Annotated in this window: 11 protein-coding genes; 2 read left to right on the top strand and 9 right to left on the bottom strand. The window is 63.0% G+C overall.

Annotated elements, in window-relative coordinates:
• Positions 1 to 118: 118 nt before the first annotated feature.
• The 8 genes from cobA to AB4O09_RS21750 form a co-directional block, all read right to left on the bottom strand.
• Complete coding sequence (gene cobA / locus AB4O09_RS21785) at positions 119 to 874, bottom strand: uroporphyrinogen-III C-methyltransferase (protein ID WP_027912681.1); 756 nt, start codon at positions 872 to 874, stop codon at positions 119 to 121.
• Between the two features lie 10 nt (positions 875 to 884).
• A complete protein-coding gene (locus AB4O09_RS21780) occupies positions 885 to 3602 on the bottom strand; it encodes a nitrate reductase (RefSeq protein WP_038859101.1) in 2718 nt (905 codons plus the stop codon).
• Entirely contained in the window at positions 3602 to 3919 is a 318-nt protein-coding gene (gene nirD, locus AB4O09_RS21775) for a nitrite reductase small subunit NirD (protein ID WP_003199531.1), read from the bottom strand. Before nirD ends, AB4O09_RS21780 begins: the two co-directional genes overlap by 1 nt.
• The gene (gene nirB, locus AB4O09_RS21770) at positions 3916 to 6369 is read right to left on the bottom strand and encodes a nitrite reductase large subunit NirB (RefSeq protein WP_003199533.1); all 2454 of its coding nucleotides are present in this window, start codon (positions 6367 to 6369) and stop codon (positions 3916 to 3918) included. The genes nirD and nirB overlap by 4 nt, the downstream gene beginning before the upstream one ends.
• A gap of 688 nt (positions 6370 to 7057) precedes the next feature.
• Positions 7058 to 8728, bottom strand: coding sequence for a bifunctional protein-serine/threonine kinase/phosphatase (locus AB4O09_RS21765; RefSeq protein ID WP_003199535.1), 1671 nt, complete (start codon positions 8726 to 8728; stop codon positions 7058 to 7060).
• Positions 8729 to 8737: 9 nt separating this feature from the next.
• A complete protein-coding gene (locus tag AB4O09_RS21760; RefSeq protein WP_003199537.1) occupies positions 8738 to 9949 on the bottom strand; it encodes a nitrate/nitrite transporter in 1212 nt (403 codons plus the stop codon).
• Between the two features lie 367 nt (positions 9950 to 10316).
• Positions 10317 to 10892 carry an ANTAR domain-containing response regulator gene (locus AB4O09_RS21755; protein ID WP_003199539.1) on the bottom strand — a complete coding sequence of 192 codons (576 nt, stop codon included), beginning with the start codon at positions 10890 to 10892 and terminating at the stop codon, positions 10317 to 10319.
• Positions 10893 to 10906: 14 nt separating this feature from the next.
• Positions 10907 to 12118 (bottom strand): CmpA/NrtA family ABC transporter substrate-binding protein, encoded by a 1212-nt coding sequence (locus AB4O09_RS21750; RefSeq protein WP_003199541.1) that lies wholly within the window; start codon positions 12116 to 12118, stop codon positions 10907 to 10909.
• Between the two features lie 232 nt (positions 12119 to 12350).
• Here AB4O09_RS21750 and AB4O09_RS21745 point away from each other — a divergent pair, with 232 nt between their 5' ends.
• Positions 12351 to 13370, top strand: a complete 1020-nt coding sequence (locus AB4O09_RS21745; RefSeq protein WP_003199543.1) for a quinone-dependent dihydroorotate dehydrogenase — start codon at positions 12351 to 12353, stop codon at positions 13368 to 13370.
• Between the two features lie 289 nt (positions 13371 to 13659).
• Here the strand turns inward: AB4O09_RS21745 and rmf are convergent, their stop codons facing one another.
• Positions 13660 to 13875 carry a ribosome modulation factor gene (rmf, locus tag AB4O09_RS21740; protein WP_003223300.1) on the bottom strand — a complete coding sequence of 72 codons (216 nt, stop codon included), beginning with the start codon at positions 13873 to 13875 and terminating at the stop codon, positions 13660 to 13662.
• A 531-nt stretch (positions 13876 to 14406) separates the two neighbouring features.
• Between rmf and rlmKL the strand changes: the two genes are divergently transcribed.
• The gene (gene rlmKL / locus AB4O09_RS21735) at positions 14407 to 16677 is read left to right on the top strand and encodes a bifunctional 23S rRNA (guanine(2069)-N(7))-methyltransferase RlmK/23S rRNA (guanine(2445)-N(2))-methyltransferase RlmL (protein WP_003199545.1); all 2271 of its coding nucleotides are present in this window, start codon (positions 14407 to 14409) and stop codon (positions 16675 to 16677) included.
• Positions 16678 to 16815: the final 138 nt, after the last annotated feature.

The following is a 16815-nucleotide window of genomic DNA, read 5'->3' as shown; positions in this document are numbered from 1 at the left end:
CTCAGATCCCATTGTGGGAGCGAGCTTGCTCGCGATTGCTGTGTGTCAGTCACCATCCAGGCTGCTGATACACCGCCATCGCGAGCAAGCTCGCTCCCACACTGGTAGGGGGTCTATGTCAGAGGGCTGAAACCTGGGCCCAGGCAGACGGGGAGGTGGCCAGTTCGGCAGCACCGGCCACCGCGCCAATCACCAGGATCGCCGGGCTCTTGAGTTGAAAGGTGCTGGCATCGGCTTCCATCGAGGCCAGGTCGCTGCGGCAGTCACGTTGATGGGGCAGGGACGCATTTTCGATCATGGCGACAGGCGTGTTCGCGGCCAGGCCACCGGCCAGCAACTGTTCGCGAATTTCGCTCAGTTTCGCCACACCCATGTACACCACCAGCGTCGTGCCGCTTTGCGCCAAGGCTTGCCAGTTCAGGCTGCTGCCATCCTGGGTGTGGGCCGTCACCAGCGTCACGCCCCGGGCAATCCCGCGCAGGGTCAGTGGAATATCGCACTGGGTCGCCCCCGCGAGGCCGGCGGTGATGCCATTGACCATCTCCACTTCGACACCCTGCTCGCGCAGCCACTGCGCCTCTTCACCGCCGCGGCCGAAGATGCATGGGTCGCCACCCTTGAGACGCACCACGCATTTGCCCTGGCGGGCATAGCGCAGCATCAGGCGATGGATAAAGGCCTGGGGCGTGGAGCGGCAGCCGCCGCGCTTGCCCACGGCAATGATGCGCGCGTCGGGGCAATGTTCCAGCACCGCGGCGTTGACCAGATCGTCGATCAGCACCACGTCGGCTTCGCCCAAGGCGCGCACGGCTTTGAGGGTCAGCAATTCAGGGTCACCAGGACCTGCACCCACCAGCCAGACTTTTGCGTTCATAGTGTTTTCCTCACGAGATAGCCGCCAGCGGTTGCGCAGTGGCAACCAGCAGGCGCTTGATTTCCGGTACGCAGGAGCCGCATTGCGTGCCACAGCCCAGCTCCTGTTTGAGCCCCTGCAAGTCCAGGCCGCGTTCAATGCCTGCGCAGATCGCACGCTGGCTGACGTTCATGCAGTTGCACAGCGTTTTACTGCCACCCGTTGCGGCGCCGACATTGCCCGGCGGCGCGCTCAAAGGCGCCAGCAGCCAGCGCCGCAGTTGTTCATCGGCACGACCTTCCAGCCACAGGTTCTGCAACCAGTGCCGGGCCAGGGTTTCGCCGGCCAGGCGAATGGCGGTGATGCGGCCGTTTTCGATGCGCACCCGCTTACCGATGGAGCGACGCGGATCGTCGTAGGCCAGCACCGGCCCATCGATCAGGCCCAATTGTTCATCAATGGCCTGGAGCAGTTGCGGTTCGGGGGCGACAGCGCTGGCAGCGCGAATCAGCAGCGCGGGACGCTCACGGCCAGTCAGGCTCAGGCTGACGTAGGAAAACGCCTCGCACAGGGGGCGCAGGGCCTCCAGATGCTGTTGAACATCGCCTTCGATCAAGGCGAAAAGCTGCCAAGGCAGGTTTACCGGTTCCAGGCGTACGCCGCTGTGCTTGAGTTCCGGTTGTTTCGACAAGGGATCGAAGGCCGGTTGCGTCAGGGTATTCACGCCGCCCTTGAGGAACCGGTCGCCCCAGTGCATGGGCAGGAACGCCTGGCCGGGCCGTACGCTGTCGTCGCTGTCCACGGCCACGATCACGCTGCCGCGACGGCTCTTGAGGCTGACCAGGTCGCCCGCTTGCAGGCGATGGCGTTGCAGTTCGTCGGGGTGCAGGCTGAGGACCGCTTCGTTCACATGACCAAACAACTGCGCGGCGGTACCGGTACGGCTCATGCCGTGCCATTGGTCCCGCAGGCGGCCGGTGTTCAGGGTCAACGGGTAGCGGGCGTCACGCAGTTCCTTGGCGGCGCGATAGGGGTCGGCCACAAACCGCGCCCGGCCGCTGTCAGTAGGAAAAATTCCGTCCACGTACAGGCGCGCCGTCCCGACCGTGGCGCCGTCCGGGAAAGGCCATTGCTGAGGGCCGAGTTGGTCGATCAGGGCATGGCTGATGCCGGACAAGTCCAGGTCGCGGCCACGGGTCAGCTGTTTGTATTCATCGAAGAGTTGGGCCGGGCTTTCAAAGGCGAACAGGCTGGGTTGGCTCGGGCGCAGGTGTTTTTCCAGGCGTTGTGCGAAATCTACCGTGATTGCCCAGTCCGGCCGTGCTTCACCCGGTGCGCCGATGGCCCGGCGGACGTGGGAAATGCGCCGTTCGGAGTTGGTCACCGAACCTTCTTTCTCGCCCCAACTGGCCGCTGGCAGCAGCAGGTCGGCAAACGCGGCGGTTTCGGTGGTCCGGAACGCTTCCTGCAACACCACGAACGGGCAGGCTTGCAGGGCTTCACGTACCGCGGTCTGGTCCGGCATCGATTGGGCAGGGTTGGTACAGGCGATCCACAAGGCCTTGATCTTGCCGCTGCGAACCTGCTCGAACAGCTCGATGGCGCTCAAGCCAGCGGTGGCGGGCAGTTGCTCGACGCCCCAGTAGTGGGCGACTTCGGCACGATGTTCCGGGTTGGCGGCTTCGCGATGGCCCGGCAGCAGGTTCGACAGGCTGCCGGTTTCCCGTCCGCCCATGGCGTTGGGTTGACCGGTCAGCGAGAACGGCCCCGCACCTGGACGGCCGATCTGCCCGGTGGCCAGGTGCAGGTTGATCAGGGCGCTGTTTTTCGCGCTACCGGCGGTGGACTGGTTCAAACCCATGCACCACAACGACAGGAAGCTTGGCGAGGTGCCGACCCATTCGGCGCACTGATGCAGTTGTTCGACACTGATGCCGCACAGCTGGGCGACCATGCTCGGGGTGTAATCGCGCACCAGGTTTTTCAGCTCCGCCAGGCCTTCGGTGTGGGCCTTGATGAAGTCGCGGTCGATCCAGTCTTCCCACAGCAGCAGGTGCAAAATCCCATGGAACAAGGCGACATCGGTGCCCGGCAGGATCGCCAGGTGCAGGTCTGCCAGATCGCAAGTGTCGGTGCGCCGGGGGTCGATGACGATGATTTTCATCTGCGGTCGACGGGATTTCGCCTCTTCGAGACGGCGAAAGAGGATGGGATGGGCGTAGGCCATGTTACTGCCGACGATCATCACGCAGTCGCTCAACTCCAGGTCTTCGTAGCTGCAGGGCGGGGCGTCGGCGCCGAGGCTGCGCTTGTAGCCCACCACGGCGGAGGACATGCACAGCCGCGAATTGCTGTCGATATTATTGGTGCCCACCAATGCCCGGGCGAGCTTGTTGAAGGCGTAGTAGTCCTCGGTCAGCAATTGGCCGGAGATGTAGAACGCCACGCTGTCCGGGCCGTGCTCGGTGATGGTCTCGGCGAAGACGCTGACGGCGTGATCCAGGGCGCTGTCCCAGTCGGTGCGGGCCCGGGCCAGTCCTTTGCCCAGGCGCAGTTCGGGGTAGAGCGCGCGTGCGGCGAGGTCGCCGGTCAGGTGCAGGGTCGAGCCCTTGCTGCACAGTTTGCCAAAGTTGGCCGGATGGGCGGGATCGCCGCTGACGCCGAGGATGCGCTCGCCGTCATGCTCGATCAGGACGCCGCAACCGACCCCGCAATAACAGCAGGTCGAGGCAGTGATCTGGCGGTTCATCAGCTTGCGTCCCGCAGGGCCAACTGCACCCGGCCGTTTTCGACCCGGGCCGAATGATGATGGGCGCAGCCTACGTCCGGGGCCTGGGCCTGACCGCTTTCCAGGTCGATCTGCCAGTTGTGCAGCGGGCAGGCCACGCGTTTGCCATAGACCAACCCTTGGGACAACGGGCCACCCTTGTGCGGGCAACGGTCATCGAGGGCGAACACTTCATCGTCGCTGGTACGAAAAATCGCGATGTCGCCTTTCGGGCCATTGATGATGCGCGAACCCAGGATATTGATGTCTTCCAGTGCGCAGATATCCAGCCAGTTCATGCCGGCACCTCCAGGTTTTTCACGGGGATGACCTCAAACTCTTTCTTCAACTGGGGTTGTTCCAGGCGTTGTTTCCACGGGTCTTGTTCCAGCGACAGGGAAAACTTCAGGCGTTCATGGAGCGCCTTACGTCGAACCGGATCTTCAAGCACGGCTTTCTTGATGTGCTCCATGCCGACCCGCTGCATGTAATGCACGGTGCGTTCGAGGTAGAAGGCTTCCTCGCGGTACAGCTGCAGGAAGGCACCGTTGTATTCACGCACTTCTTCGGCGGTCTTGAGCTTGACGAAAAACTCCGCGACTTCGGTCTTGATCCCGCCGTTGCCGCCGATGTACATCTCCCAGCCGGAGTCGACACCGATAATGCCGACGTCCTTGATGCCGGCTTCCGAACAGTTGCGTGGGCAACCGGAGACGGCCAGTTTCACTTTGTGCGGCGACCACATGTTGAACAGGTCGTGCTCCAGCTCGATACCCAGTTGGGTGGAATTCTGTGTGCCGAAGCGGCAGAACTCGCTGCCCACGCAGGTCTTCACGGTGCGGATGGACTTGCCGTAGGCGTGGCCGGACGGCATGTCGAGGTCTTTCCAGACGCCGGGCAGGTCCTGCTTCTTGATGCCCAGCAAATCGATGCGCTGACCGCCGGTGACCTTGACCATGGGCACGTTGTATTTGTCGGCCACGTCGGCGATGCGCCGCAGTTCCGAAGGGTTGGTCACGCCACCCCACATCCGCGGGACCACGGAATAGGTGCCGTCTTTCTGGATGTTGGCGTGGGCGCGTTCGTTGATCAGGCGCGACTGTGGGTCGTCCTGGGCTTCGCCGGGCCAGGTGGAAATCAGGTAGTAGTTCAACGCCGGGCGGCAGGTGGCGCAGCCGTTGGGGGTGCGCCAGTTCAGGTAGCTCATGGCCCCGGCGATGGTCAGCAGGTGCTGGTCGCGGATCGCCTGGCGGATCTGGCCGTGGTTGAGGTCGCTGCAACCGCAGATGGCTTTTTCGCTTTTCGGCTTGACGTCCGCCGCACCGCCGACGGTGTTGATCAGGATCTGCTCCACCAGGCCGGCGCAGGAACCGCAGGAACTGGCGGCTTTGGTGTGTTTTTTCACGTCATCGACGCTGAACAGCCCGTGCTCCTGGATCGCCTTGACGATGGTGCCCTTGCACACGCCGTTGCAGCCGCAGACTTCGGCGCTGTCGGCCATGCTCATGGCTTTGTCCTGGCCCTGGTGGCCTACGTCGCCCAAGGCGTTTTCACCGAACATCAAGTGATCGCGGATCTCGCTGATGCCATGGTTCTCACGGATCTGGCGGAAATACCAGCCGCCATCCGCCGTATCGCCGTACAGGCAGGCACCGACCAGCACGTCATCCTTGATCACCAGCTTTTTGTAGACGCCGCCGATGGGGTCGGAAAGGGTGATGGTCTCGGTGCCTTCGCCGCCCATGAAGTCCCCGGCGGAGAACAGGTCGATGCCGGTGACCTTCAACTTGGTCGAGGTGACCGAACCCTTGTAAGTGGCGAAGCCCAGTTGCGCGAGGTGGTTGGCGCAGACCTTGGCCTGTTCGAACAACGGCGCCACCAGGCCGTAGGCGGTGCCACGGTGGCTGGCGCATTCACCAATGGCGTAGATGCGCGGGTCGTAGGTTTGCATCGTGTCGTTGACCAGGATCCCGCGGTTGCACGGGATGCCGGATTTTTCCGCCAGTTCGGTATTGGGACGGATGCCGGCGGCCATCACCACCAGGTCGGCGGGGATGATGTCGCCGTTCTTGAACTGGACCGAGCCGACCCGGCCATTGCCGGCATCGTGCAAGGCCTGGGTCTGCTCGCTGAGGCGGAATTTCAGGCCACGGTTTTCCAGGGCGGTCTGCAGCAGTTGGCCGCTGGTCTTGTCCAGTTGCCGTTCCAGCAGCCATTCGCCCAGGTGCACCACAGTCACGTCCATGCCCCGCAGCTTCAAGCCGTTGGCGGCTTCCAGGCCGAGCAGGCCGCCACCGATCACCACGGCGTGCTTGTGGGTCTTGGCGGTGTTGATCATCGCCTGGGTGTCGGCGATGTCGCGGTAACCGATCACGCCTTCCAGGGTGTTGCCAGGAATCGGCAGGATGAAGGGTGTGGAGCCGGTGGCGATCAGCAAGCGGTCGTACTCGGCTTCGCTGCCGTCTTCGGCGATGACCCGGCGTTTGACCCGGTCGATTTCCACCACTTTGCGGTTGAGCAGCAGCTTGATGTTGTTGTCCAGGTACCAGCTCAGGTCGTTGAGCACGATCTCTTCGAACGTCTGCTCACCGGCCAGCACCGGCGAGAGCAGGATGCGGTTGTAGTTGGTGTGGGGCTCGGCGCCGAACACCGTGATGTCGTACAGCTCGTTGCTCAGCTTGAGCAGTTCCTCGAGGGTTCGAACCCCGGCCATGCCGTTGCCGATCATCACCAGTTTGAGTTTTTTCATCAGGGTTCTCCGCAAGCTCAGGTCCGCTTTATCACGGCGATCGGACTGGCTCGGTCATTTTTACGAAAACAAAAAAAGGCGTCCCGCTAGCAAGCTAGCGAGGACGCCTTTGTCCTGGTCCCGTTCTCTCGGGAAGCACCGCCTTCATCGTTGGAGGCGTTGCCTTATGTCTGTTGAAAGGGATTATGCAGTGGTTGTGCCAACTGGCGCGAAGGCACGGATTTATTGAGTGGCGGGCTGGTGGAGCGGATTGGGGAGGGATTTATTGCACCGAATCAAAGCGTGTTGCCCGGTAATGGAGCGTGGCAGCCGGCAGCTTGGTAGTGGCAGGCAGGCCGCCATCGCGAGCAAGCTTTGCTCCCACAGCAGATCCCCTGTGGCAGCAAATTCCCTGTGGGAGCAGGTCCCCTGTGGCAGCAAATTCCCTGTGGGAGCAGGTCCCCTGTGGCAGCAAATTCCCTGTGGGAGCAGGTCCCCTGTGGCAGCAAATTCCCTGTGGGAGCAGGTCCCCTGTGGCAGCAAATTCCCTGTGGGAGCAGGTCCCCTGTGGCAGCAAATTCCCTGTGGGAGCAGGTCCCCTGTGGCAGCAAATTCCCTGTGGGAGCAGGTCCCCCTGTGGCAGCAAATTCCCTGTGGGAGCAGAGCCCCTGTGGGAGCAAAGCTTGCTCGCGATGGGCGCGACCGGATCTCAGCCATGAAACACTAGAAACAGCAGCACCAGATTCACCACCAGCGACACCAGCGCCAACGTCCGCCAGACCTTCAGCGGCTCCCTTTCCAGCAGCGGCCTGGGCCTGACGCTCAAGCTGCGGCGCTCGCCCTGTTCCAGCAGCAACAACCATTCCTCGGCGGTTTCAAAACGCTGCTCCGGATCCGCCGCGACGGCGCGTTCCAGGCTTTGCCCGAGCCATTCGGGCAGGTCCGGCCGATAGCGGCTGGCACTGACCGGCACGCCAAAGCGCGGGCGCTGGAAGGCTTCGATTTCGCCGTAGGGATAGTGCCCGGTCAGCAGGAAATACAAAGTCACGCCGACGGCATACAAATCCTGTTGCGCCGTTGGCGCGGTGCCGCCGAAGGCTTCCGGGGCAATGTAGCTGGGGGTGCCGGGCAAGACGTTGGCCTGGTCCTCGGACAGGCCCGGGCAGTACGCCAGGCCGAAATCCAGCAGGCGCAATTCCCCGTCGTCGCCCAGGTGCAGGTTTTCCGGCTTGATGTCGCGGTGGTAGATCTGCCTTCGATGCAACAGGCCCACCGCCCGCACCAGCCGTTGCGCCAGGTCCAACCACTGGGCCAGAGGTAGCGGCCCGCCCTGGTTGAACAGCTCGGCCAGGGTCGCACCCGGATATTCCCGCATCACGTAGTACAAATGCTGACGCTGGGGAACGCCATGGACCTCGGGAAACTGCCGCCCTGCGACGCGCTTGAGAAACCATTCTTCCGAAAGCAGGGCCTGTCCGGCCCGGCTGTCGTCCCGTAGATGCACGGGCAGGGTTTTCAGCAGCCAGGGTTGGCCCTGGCCGTCGCGTACCCGGTAGAGCAACGATTGCTGGCTGTGGCCGAGCAGGCTTTCGATCTGCCAGCCCTCGAACACCTGGCCCGGTTTCAGCGCAGGTGGCAGGGGCCATTGCTGCAGCTGGATCAGGGCATCGCCGATGCTGGCTTCGCCCACCGCATCGACCCGCACCAGCAAGGCGCTGGCGTTGTCCTGGCTACCGGCCAGGTGTGCGGCGTTGACCAGCGTCTGCGCGGCCAGGTCCAGGTCCGGCTGGTCGCGCAGGATACCGGCGATGGCCGTATCCCCCAGGACCGCCCAGACGCCGTCGCTGAGCAGCACGAAGGTTTCGTCGGTGCGCAGCTCGCCGTCGAGAAAGTCGAGGATCAGGTGTTGATCCAGGCCCAGGGCGCGCTTGAGCACATGCTGCATGCCTTGCTGTTCCCAGACGTGATCCTCACTGACCCGTTGCAGGTGGTCGGCGTGCCAGCGGTAGACTCGGCAATCGCCGACATGCGCGAGGGTGAAGCGCCGGCCCCGCAGGACCAGGGCGCTGACGGTGGTGAGCAGCGGTTGCCCGCCACCGTTGGCTTGCAGCCAGCGATTCTGCGCCAGCAACAGCCGGTCCAGCGCCTGGGCCACGCCCCAGGTTTGCGGCGTGGAGTAGTAGTCCAGGGCCAGCGCCTGCAAGGTCGAACGGGCGGCCAGCCCGCCGTCGGCGCATTGGCTCACGCCGTCGGCGATGGCGAACAGGTAACCCTTGCTGGCGGCCAGGGCTGGGGCGGGGGTGACCAGACGCAGGGCGTCCTGGTTTTCCTCCCGCGGGCCGATGGCACTGGCTTCGGCGAAACTCAGTTGCAGGCTCATGGTTGCAGCTTATACCCGAGCAGCGGTGACAGCTGCCGAACCCCAAGTGGTTCTCCAGCGACGCTTGACGCCGTGCAGGCCGAACCAGGCCAGGACACCGAGGCTGGCGAACAACCACAGCGCCAGTTGATAGCTGCCGGTGCTTTGCTTGATCGCGCCCATGCCCGCCGCCAGGGCGAAACCGCCGATGCCGCCGGCCATGCCGATCAGCCCGGTCATCACGCCGATCTCGCGACGGAAGCGTTGTGGCACCAGTTGGAACACCGCGCCGTTGCCCGCACCCAAACCGAGCATGGTGCAGACGAACAGGGCCAGGGCCGCGTAGGAACTCGGCAGGTTGAAGCCCACTGCGGCGATGCAGACGGCCGCCACAGTGTACATGCCCAGCAAGGTGCGGATGCCGCCGAAACGGTCCGCCAGGGCGCCGCCCAATGGACGCATCAGGCTGCCACCGAAGACGCAGGCGGCGGTGTAGTAGCCGGCGGTGACCGGGCTCAGGCCATATTGGTCGTTGAAGTAGCCGGGCAGGGCGCTGGCCAGGCCGATGAAGCCGCCGAAGGTCACGCTATAGAAGAACATGAACCACCAGCTGTCGCGGTCGCCCAGGGCCTTGAGGTAATCGGCCATGGATTTGGCTTTTGGCCGCTCGGGGGCGTTCTTGGCCAGCCAGGCGAAAAGCACCAGGGTCAGCACCAGCGGGATCAGCGCGAAGCCGAACACGTTGGTCCAGCCGAAGGCCACGGCCATGACCGGTGCGATCAACGCAGCGAGCACGGTGCCCGAGTTACCAGCACCGGCAATGCCCATGGCCTTGCCTTGATGCTGTGGCGGATACCACTGGGACGCCAGCGGCAGGGCCACGGCGAACGAAGCACCGGCCACACCCAGGAACAGGCCGAGCAGCAGGGCTTGTTCGTAGCTGTGGATACCCAGTTTCCAGGCGCAGAACAGCGCGCTGATCACGATCACCTGGCCCACCATGCCGGCGGTTTTTGGCGAGATCCGGTCGGCCAGCAGGCCCATGAACAAACGCAGCACGGCGCCAGCCAGGATCGGCGTCGCGACCATCAGGCCGCGTTGCTGGGTGGTCAGGTGCAGGTCGGCGGAGATCTGTACCGCCAGTGGGCCGAGCAGGTACCAGACCATGAAGCTCAGGTCGAAGTAGAGGAAGGCCGCGAACAGGGTCGGGGTATGGCCGGATTTCCAGAAGCTTGAATTCATCGCGCACCTCAGCTGTAAAAGTCTCGAGAAATGAGTCAGTGCTTTGAGCAGTGCGCCGTCTGTGGTCGCACCACCGGTCCCGAAGGGCCAAAACAAAAAAACGCCGCAACCCGGATCGCCAGAGAGGCAAGAAGGGTGTGCGACGTCTTTGTCGTAGGTGGGGCAACCGCCGTTGGTTACCTGTGGGTTTGCTTAAGCGAGATCTGTGCCAGGTCTGTCATGATCGTTCCTACGCTCTGCGTGGGAATGCATCCCGTGACGCTCTGCGTCACCTTGTGAAGCGGAACGCGGAGCGTCCCTGGCGGCATTCCCACGCAGAGCGTGGGAACGATCATTAGTAGGGGGCGAGGCAGGCGCTACAAGGCTTTCAGCCCAGCAGCTCATTCATGGCAATGATCTGCTCCGCCACCTGGATCAGCTTCTGCTGGCGGCTCATGGCCTGGCGGCGCATCAGGGTGTAGGCCTGTTCCTCGTTGCATTCCTTCATCTTCATCAGCATGCCCTTGGCCAGTTCGATGCGCTTGCGCTCAGCCAATTGCTGGTCCCGGGCCAGGAGCTGGGCGCGCAGGGCCTGGTCGCTTTCGAAGCGGGCCATGGCCACGTCGAGGATCGGTTGCAGGCGCGCGGCATGGATGCCTTCGACGATGTAGGCGCTGACGCCCGACTTGATCGCCTGGCGCATCACATTGGGGTCGTGCTCGTCGGTAAACATGACGATCGGTCGTGGCTGGTCGCGACTGACCAGCACCACTTGCTCCATCACATCGCGCCCGGGTGACTCGGTATCGATCAGGATCACGTCCGGACGCACCGTTTCGACGCGCGCTGGCAGGTCGATGGTCAGGCCGGATTCGTCGATGACTTCGAACCCGGCTTCAATCAGGGCGGCCTTGAGGCGACCGACTTTTTTCGCGGTGTCGTTGATCAGCAGGATACGCAGCATGGTCGTGGCTCCTGTCAGCGGCTGGCGAGAAGGGGAGCCGCATCGCTCAAGGCGTGCAGTTTGAAGCTGCGGGCGTACCCGGCCGGATCCGAGCCGTCCCAGGTGATGCCGTCGATCAGTTGGCTGCTGCGCATGTCCTGGCGCGGGGACGCGATGTCCAATGCCGCGCAGGCTTCGCGGTACAGCTTGAGTTGCTGGACGTCCTGGGCCACGGCCAGGTAATCCGGGTCTTCGCGCAGCAGGCCCCAGCGGCGGAACTGGGTCATGAACCACATGCCGTCCGACAGGTACGGCAGGTTCACCTCGCCGTTGCCATGAAAGCGCATGGCGTGGGGATCCTGCCAGCTGTTGCCCAAGCCGTCGGCATAGATCCCCAGCAGGCGCGGCTCGATGCAGTCCAGCGGGGCGTCGAGGTATTCAGGCGCAGTCAACAGTTGCGCGGTGCTGCGACGGTTTTCGCTGCTTTGTTCGATGAAGCGGCTGGCTTCGAGGATCGCCATCACCAGGGCCCGGGCGGTATTGGGGTATTGCTCGACGAACGCGCGGGTGCAACCCAGGACTTTTTCCGGGTGATCGGGCCAGATGGTCTGTGTGGTCGCCAGGGTGAAACCGAGGTTCTGCTTCACCGCGCTGGCGCACCAAGGCTCGCCGACGCAAAACCCGTCGATACGCCCGGCTTGCAGGTGCGCGATCATTTGCGGTGGAGGCACGACCACGCTGTCGACATCCGACAACGGGTGGATGCCCTGGGCGGCGAGCCAGTAATAGAGCCACATGGCGTGGGTGCCGGTGGGGAAAGTCTGGGCGAAGGTCAGTTTCGGGCGAGTTTGGTGCACGTGTTGTTCCAGTGCTTCAGGACTGGTCACGCCCTGGGCCTGCAAGCCATGGGACAGGTTGATGCTCTGGCCGTTCTGGTTCAGCCCCATCAGCACGGCCATGTCACTCGCCGCGACCCCGCCGATGCCCAGGTGCACCGCGTAGATCAACCCATACAGGCTGTGGGCGGCATCGATTTCGCCGCTGACCAGCTTGTCGCGCAGGTTGGCCCAGGAGGCCTGGCGCTTGAGGTTCAGGGTCAGGCCGTAGGGTTGGGCGAAGCCCTGGGTGGCGGCCACGACGAGCGGGGCACAGTCGCTCAAGGCCATGAAACCGAGGTTGACCGCGCTCTTTTCCGGGGCATCGCTGCCGTTGACCCAGGCCAGGGGGTTGGCTGGAACTTCATTCATCGGTATCACCTTCCACATAAAAAAGCGCCGTGTCCGGGCCCAGGAGGCCGGACGACGACGCCGTTGTCCCTTAAAACAGTGTGGCACTCATTCCGTCGTTGGCATGGGCGCTGATGACCAAAAGGGTGCAAGGCATATGCCAGCGCTATCGTTTTGTGCGGGCGCCTCGCTTGAGCCGCCGTTGCCCGGCTATAATCGCCGCCTCATTTCGTCGCCCGAGTCAAAGCCGCCCATGTACACCCTGGCCCGTGAACTGCTGTTCAAACTCTCCCCGGAAACTTCCCACGACCTGTCCCTGGACTTGATCGGCGCGGGCGGACGCCTCGGCCTAAACGGTTTGTTGTGCAAGGCCCCGGCAAAATTGCCGGTGACGGTCATGGGCCTGGAATTCCCCAACCCGGTCGGGTTGGCGGCGGGCCTGGACAAGAATGGCGCGGCCATCGACGGGTTCGCCCAGTTGGGTTTCGGTTTCGTGGAAATCGGCACCGTCACCCCCCGACCGCAGCCGGGCAACCCCAAGCCACGGCTTTTCCGCCTGCCGCAAGCCGAGGCGATCATCAACCGCATGGGGTTCAACAACCTGGGCGTCGATCATCTGTTGGCCCGTGTGGCCGCGGCCAAGTACAAGGGCGTGCTGGGCATCAACATTGGCAAGAATTTCGACACGCCGGTGGAGCGCGCCGTCGACGACTACCTGATCTGCCTGGACAAGGTCTACGCCCACGCCAGCTACGTGACCGTCAACGTCAGCTCCCCCAACACCCCGGGGCTGCGCAGCCTGCAGTTCGGTGATTCGCTCAAGCAACTGCTGGCCGACCTGGCCCGGCGGCGCGCAGAACTGGCGTTGATTCACGGCCGGCACGTGCCGCTGGCGATCAAGATCGCCCCGGACATGACCGACGAAGAGACCACCCAGGTGGCCCAGGCCCTGATCGAGACGGGCATGGACGCAGTAATCGCCACCAACACGACCCTGGGTCGCGAAGGTGTCGAAGGGCTGGAACACGGTGACGAGGCGGGCGGCTTGTCTGGCGCGCCAGTACGTGACAAGAGCACCCACACCGTGAAGGTGCTGGCCGCTGAATTGGCGGGGCGCTTGCCGATTATCGCCGCGGGCGGGATTACCGAAGGCCGCCACGCCGCCGAGAAGATCACCGCCGGGGCGAGCCTGGTGCAGATTTATTCGGGCTTTATCTATAAGGGGCCGGCGTTGATTCGTGAGTCGGTGGATGCCATTGCGGCGTTGGGTTGATTCAGGAACGGTCGGCATCTATTGATGCGAGCAAGTTGTGGGAGCAAAGCTTGCTCGCGATGCAGGCGCCTCGGTTCCAGGTAGACCGCGTCGTCTTCATCGCGGGCAAGCCTTGCTCCCACAGCGTGTCGCCACAACAGTGTTTGCAGCTCAACCTCTTGAAACCCAGGCATTAAAAAGGGCTCCTCGAAGGAGCCCCCTGGGCCGTAGCCCGCCGTCCGGATGGGACGTGCGTGGTTAAATCGATATGAGTGTCAAATTGTCGAGTTCTTGAGTATTAAGCCCTGTGTCAGCCGACGGCGTGAAGTTCGTTGAGTCTATGGATACCCGCAGTGCCGGTCATACCGTCCCAGTTGTCGCCGCGTCCTTCTCGCCAGCCATTGATCCAGGCTTGACGTACCGACGGTAGAGTAAAGGGGCAAAGCTCACGGGATTTACCACCAACGCCATATTGGTAACCACGTAAAAATGCTCTTTCCAACGGATCACGCTTAAGTCTTCTCATAGGGTGTTGCCCTCACTTGTTGACTGTTACTTAGCGTCGACCTCTATCGAGGCCGGGGCAGAATCATTCTGCCGTTGGTGGCTCGTTGCCGGCGTGACGAGCCGAGGTGTTGACGCCGTTGCGACGTCAACCTGTGTTGAGTTCTAACCAAAGCGTCACATGGATGGAATGATCGTTTTGTCATAAGCACGTAACAATAAAGATGTTAGGGCGATAAGTAACTTGATGTTCGTTGACCGCTTTTGAGCAAGACCCCTGTATGATCGGCCCTGCGCCGAAAGGGGTAGGTCTGGCTCGGATGAGAATGTCCTCCCGTTGCACTCGGGTACTATTCGACGAAAGGGTCGAGTTTTCACAATTTGTTGCACAGAATTTTTTTTCTGCCTTCGCATCTAAGCTCTTTTAACCTGAGCGGCGAGGGTGGCACGGCACACTTTCGTGCCACGCGGGTGCTCTTGAGAAAAGCACCTGATTGAACCCGGCCCGGCAATGCGTTGCCCGGTCCACTTAGCCAAAGGCTCTGGAAATCCCATGTCCGATCGTTTCGAACTCTTCCTCACTTGCCCCAAGGGCCTCGAAGGCCTGCTCATCGAGGAAGCCGTCGGGCTTGGCCTTGAAGAGGCGCGCGAGCACACCTCGGCCGTGCGCGGCATGGCCGACATGGAAACGGCGTATCGCCTGTGCCTGTGGTCGCGCTTGGCCAACCGCGTGTTGCTGGTACTCAAGCGCTTCCCGATGAAGGACGCCGAAGACCTGTACCACGGCGTGCTGGATGTCGACTGGCAAGACCACATGCTGGCCGATGGCACCCTGGCGGTGGAGTTCAGCGGCCACGGCTCGGGCATCGACAACACCCATTTCGGCGCCTTGAAGGTCAAGGACGCCATCGTCGACAAGCTGCGCACGCCGACGGGCGAGCGGCCGTCCATCGACAAGCTCAACCCGGACCTGCGCATCCACCTGCGCCTGGACCGCGGCGAAGCGATCCTCTCCCTCGACCTCTCCGGCCACAGCCTGCACCAGCGCGGTTATCGCCTGCAGCAGGGCGCCGCGCCGCTGAAGGAAAACCTCGCCGCCGCGATCCTGATCCGTGCCGGTTGGCCACGCATTGCCGCTGAAGGCGGGGCGCTGGCCGACCCGATGTGCGGTGTGGGCACGTTCCTGGTGGAAGCCGGGATGATCGCCGCCGACATGGCGCCGAACCTGCGCCGCCAGCAGTGGGGTTTCACCGCCTGGCTCGGCCATGTGCCGGCGTTGTGGAAGAAACTCCACGAAGAGGCCAGTGAACGCGCCGCCGCCGGCCTGGCCAAGCCACCGTTGTGGATTCGCGGCTACGAAGCCGACCCACGACTGATCCAGCCGGGGCGTAACAACGTCGAACGTGCCGGCCTGAGCGAATGGATCAAGATCTATCAAGGCGAAGTCGCCACCTTCGAGCCGCGTCCGGACCAGAACCAGAAGGGCCTGGTGATCTGCAACCCACCGTACGGCGAGCGCCTGGGCGATGAAGCCAGCCTGCTTTACCTCTACCAGAACCTTGGCGAGCGTCTGCGCCAGGCCTGCCTGAACTGGGAGGCGGCGGTGTTCACCGGCGCGCCGGACCTGGGCAAGCGCATGGGCATTCGCAGTCACAAGCAGTATTCGTTCTGGAACGGCGCCTTGCCGTGCAAATTGCTGCTGATCAAGGTGTTGCCGGACCAGTTCGTCACGGGTGAGCGTCGTACCCCGGAACAGCGTCAGGCCGAGCGTGAACAGGCCGTCTACGATCAGGCCCCGGAAGTACCGCAGGAGCGCCAGTACAACAAGAACGGCAACCCGATCAAGCCAGCACCGGCGCCGGCCCCTGTGGTCGAGCAGGCGCGGTTGAGCGAAGGCGGGCAGATGTTCGCCAATCGCCTGCAAAAAAACCTCAAGCTGCTGAGTAAATGGGCCAAGCGTGAAGGCGTTGACTGTTATCGGGTCTACGATGCCGACATGCCGGAATATTCCATGGCCATCGACCTGTACCACGACTGGGTGCACGTCCAGGAATACGTCGCGCCGAAGTCCATCGACCCGGAAAAAGCCTCGGCCCGGCTGTTCGACGCCCTGGCGGCGATTCCCCAGGCGCTGAACGTGGACAAGAGCCGCGTGGTGATCAAGCGTCGCGAGCGCCAGAGCGGCACCAAGCAGTACGAGCGCCAGAGCGCCCAGGGCAAGTTCACCGAGGTCAACGAAGGTGGCGTGAAGCTGCTGGTCAACCTCACCGACTACCTGGACACCGGGCTGTTTCTCGACCATCGGCCGATGCGCCTGCGGATCCAGAAAGAGGCGGCCGGCAAGCGTTTCCTCAACCTGTTCTGCTACACCGCGACCGCCAGCGTCCACGCCGCCAAGGGTGGCGCGCGCAGTACCACCAGCGTCGACCTGTCCAAGACCTACCTGGACTGGGCGCGGCGCAACCTGTCGCTCAATGGTTTTTCCGACAAGAACCGCCTGGAGCAGGGCGATGTGATGGCCTGGCTTGAAGCCAGCCGTGACGAATACGACCTGATCTTCATCGACCCGCCGACTTTCTCCAACTCCAAGCGCATGGAAGGCGTGTTCGACGTGCAGCGCGACCATGTGCAGTTGCTGGACCTGGCCATGGCGCGCCTGGCGCCGGGCGGCGTGCTGTATTTCTCCAACAACTTCCGCAAGTTCCAGCTCGAGGACAACCTCGGCGAGCGTTATGCGGTGGAAGAAATCACCGCCAAGACCATTGATCCGGATTTTGCCCGCAACGGCAAGATCCACCGCGCCTGGAAGATCATGGCACGTTGATTTGCAGTTGATTGGATCCACGAAGCCTTGTAATACAAGGCTTCTGGCCTATTTTAAGGGCTGGTCAAAGTGATGGCGAATAGCTATAACTTAGGCTGTGTCCAGGGCTATGCCTATGCCTGGCTCCTTTCTGAGTTG

Source organism: Pseudomonas sp. H1_F01, from assembly GCF_054681425.1.
The sequence above is the reverse complement of the archived record's forward strand: the minus strand, read 5'-3'. Positions and strand labels throughout refer to the sequence as shown.

Bases quoted from the DNA above. Each gene is read 5' to 3' on its own strand.
- cobA (WP_027912681.1), bottom strand. From the start codon at position 874: ATGAACGCAAAAGTCTGGCTGGTGGGTGCAGGTCCTGGTGACCCTGAA.
- AB4O09_RS21780 (WP_038859101.1), bottom strand. From the start codon at position 3,602: ATGAACCGCCAGATCACTGCCTCGACCTGCTGTTATTGCGGGGTCGGT.
- nirD (WP_003199531.1), bottom strand. From the start codon at position 3,919: ATGAACTGGCTGGATATCTGCGCACTGGAAGACATCAATATCCTGGGT.
- nirB (WP_003199533.1), bottom strand. From the start codon at position 6,369: ATGAAAAAACTCAAACTGGTGATGATCGGCAACGGCATGGCCGGGGTT.
- AB4O09_RS21765 (WP_003199535.1), bottom strand. From the start codon at position 8,728: ATGAGCCTGCAACTGAGTTTCGCCGAAGCCAGTGCCATCGGCCCGCGG.
- AB4O09_RS21760 (WP_003199537.1), bottom strand. From the start codon at position 9,949: ATGAATTCAAGCTTCTGGAAATCCGGCCATACCCCGACCCTGTTCGCG.
- AB4O09_RS21755 (WP_003199539.1), bottom strand. From the start codon at position 10,892: ATGCTGCGTATCCTGCTGATCAACGACACCGCGAAAAAAGTCGGTCGC.
- AB4O09_RS21750 (WP_003199541.1), bottom strand. From the start codon at position 12,118: ATGAATGAAGTTCCAGCCAACCCCCTGGCCTGGGTCAACGGCAGCGAT.
- AB4O09_RS21745 (WP_003199543.1), top strand. From the start codon at position 12,351: ATGTACACCCTGGCCCGTGAACTGCTGTTCAAACTCTCCCCGGAAACT.
- rmf (WP_003223300.1), bottom strand. From the start codon at position 13,875: ATGAGAAGACTTAAGCGTGATCCGTTGGAAAGAGCATTTTTACGTGGT.
- rlmKL (WP_003199545.1), top strand. From the start codon at position 14,407: ATGTCCGATCGTTTCGAACTCTTCCTCACTTGCCCCAAGGGCCTCGAA.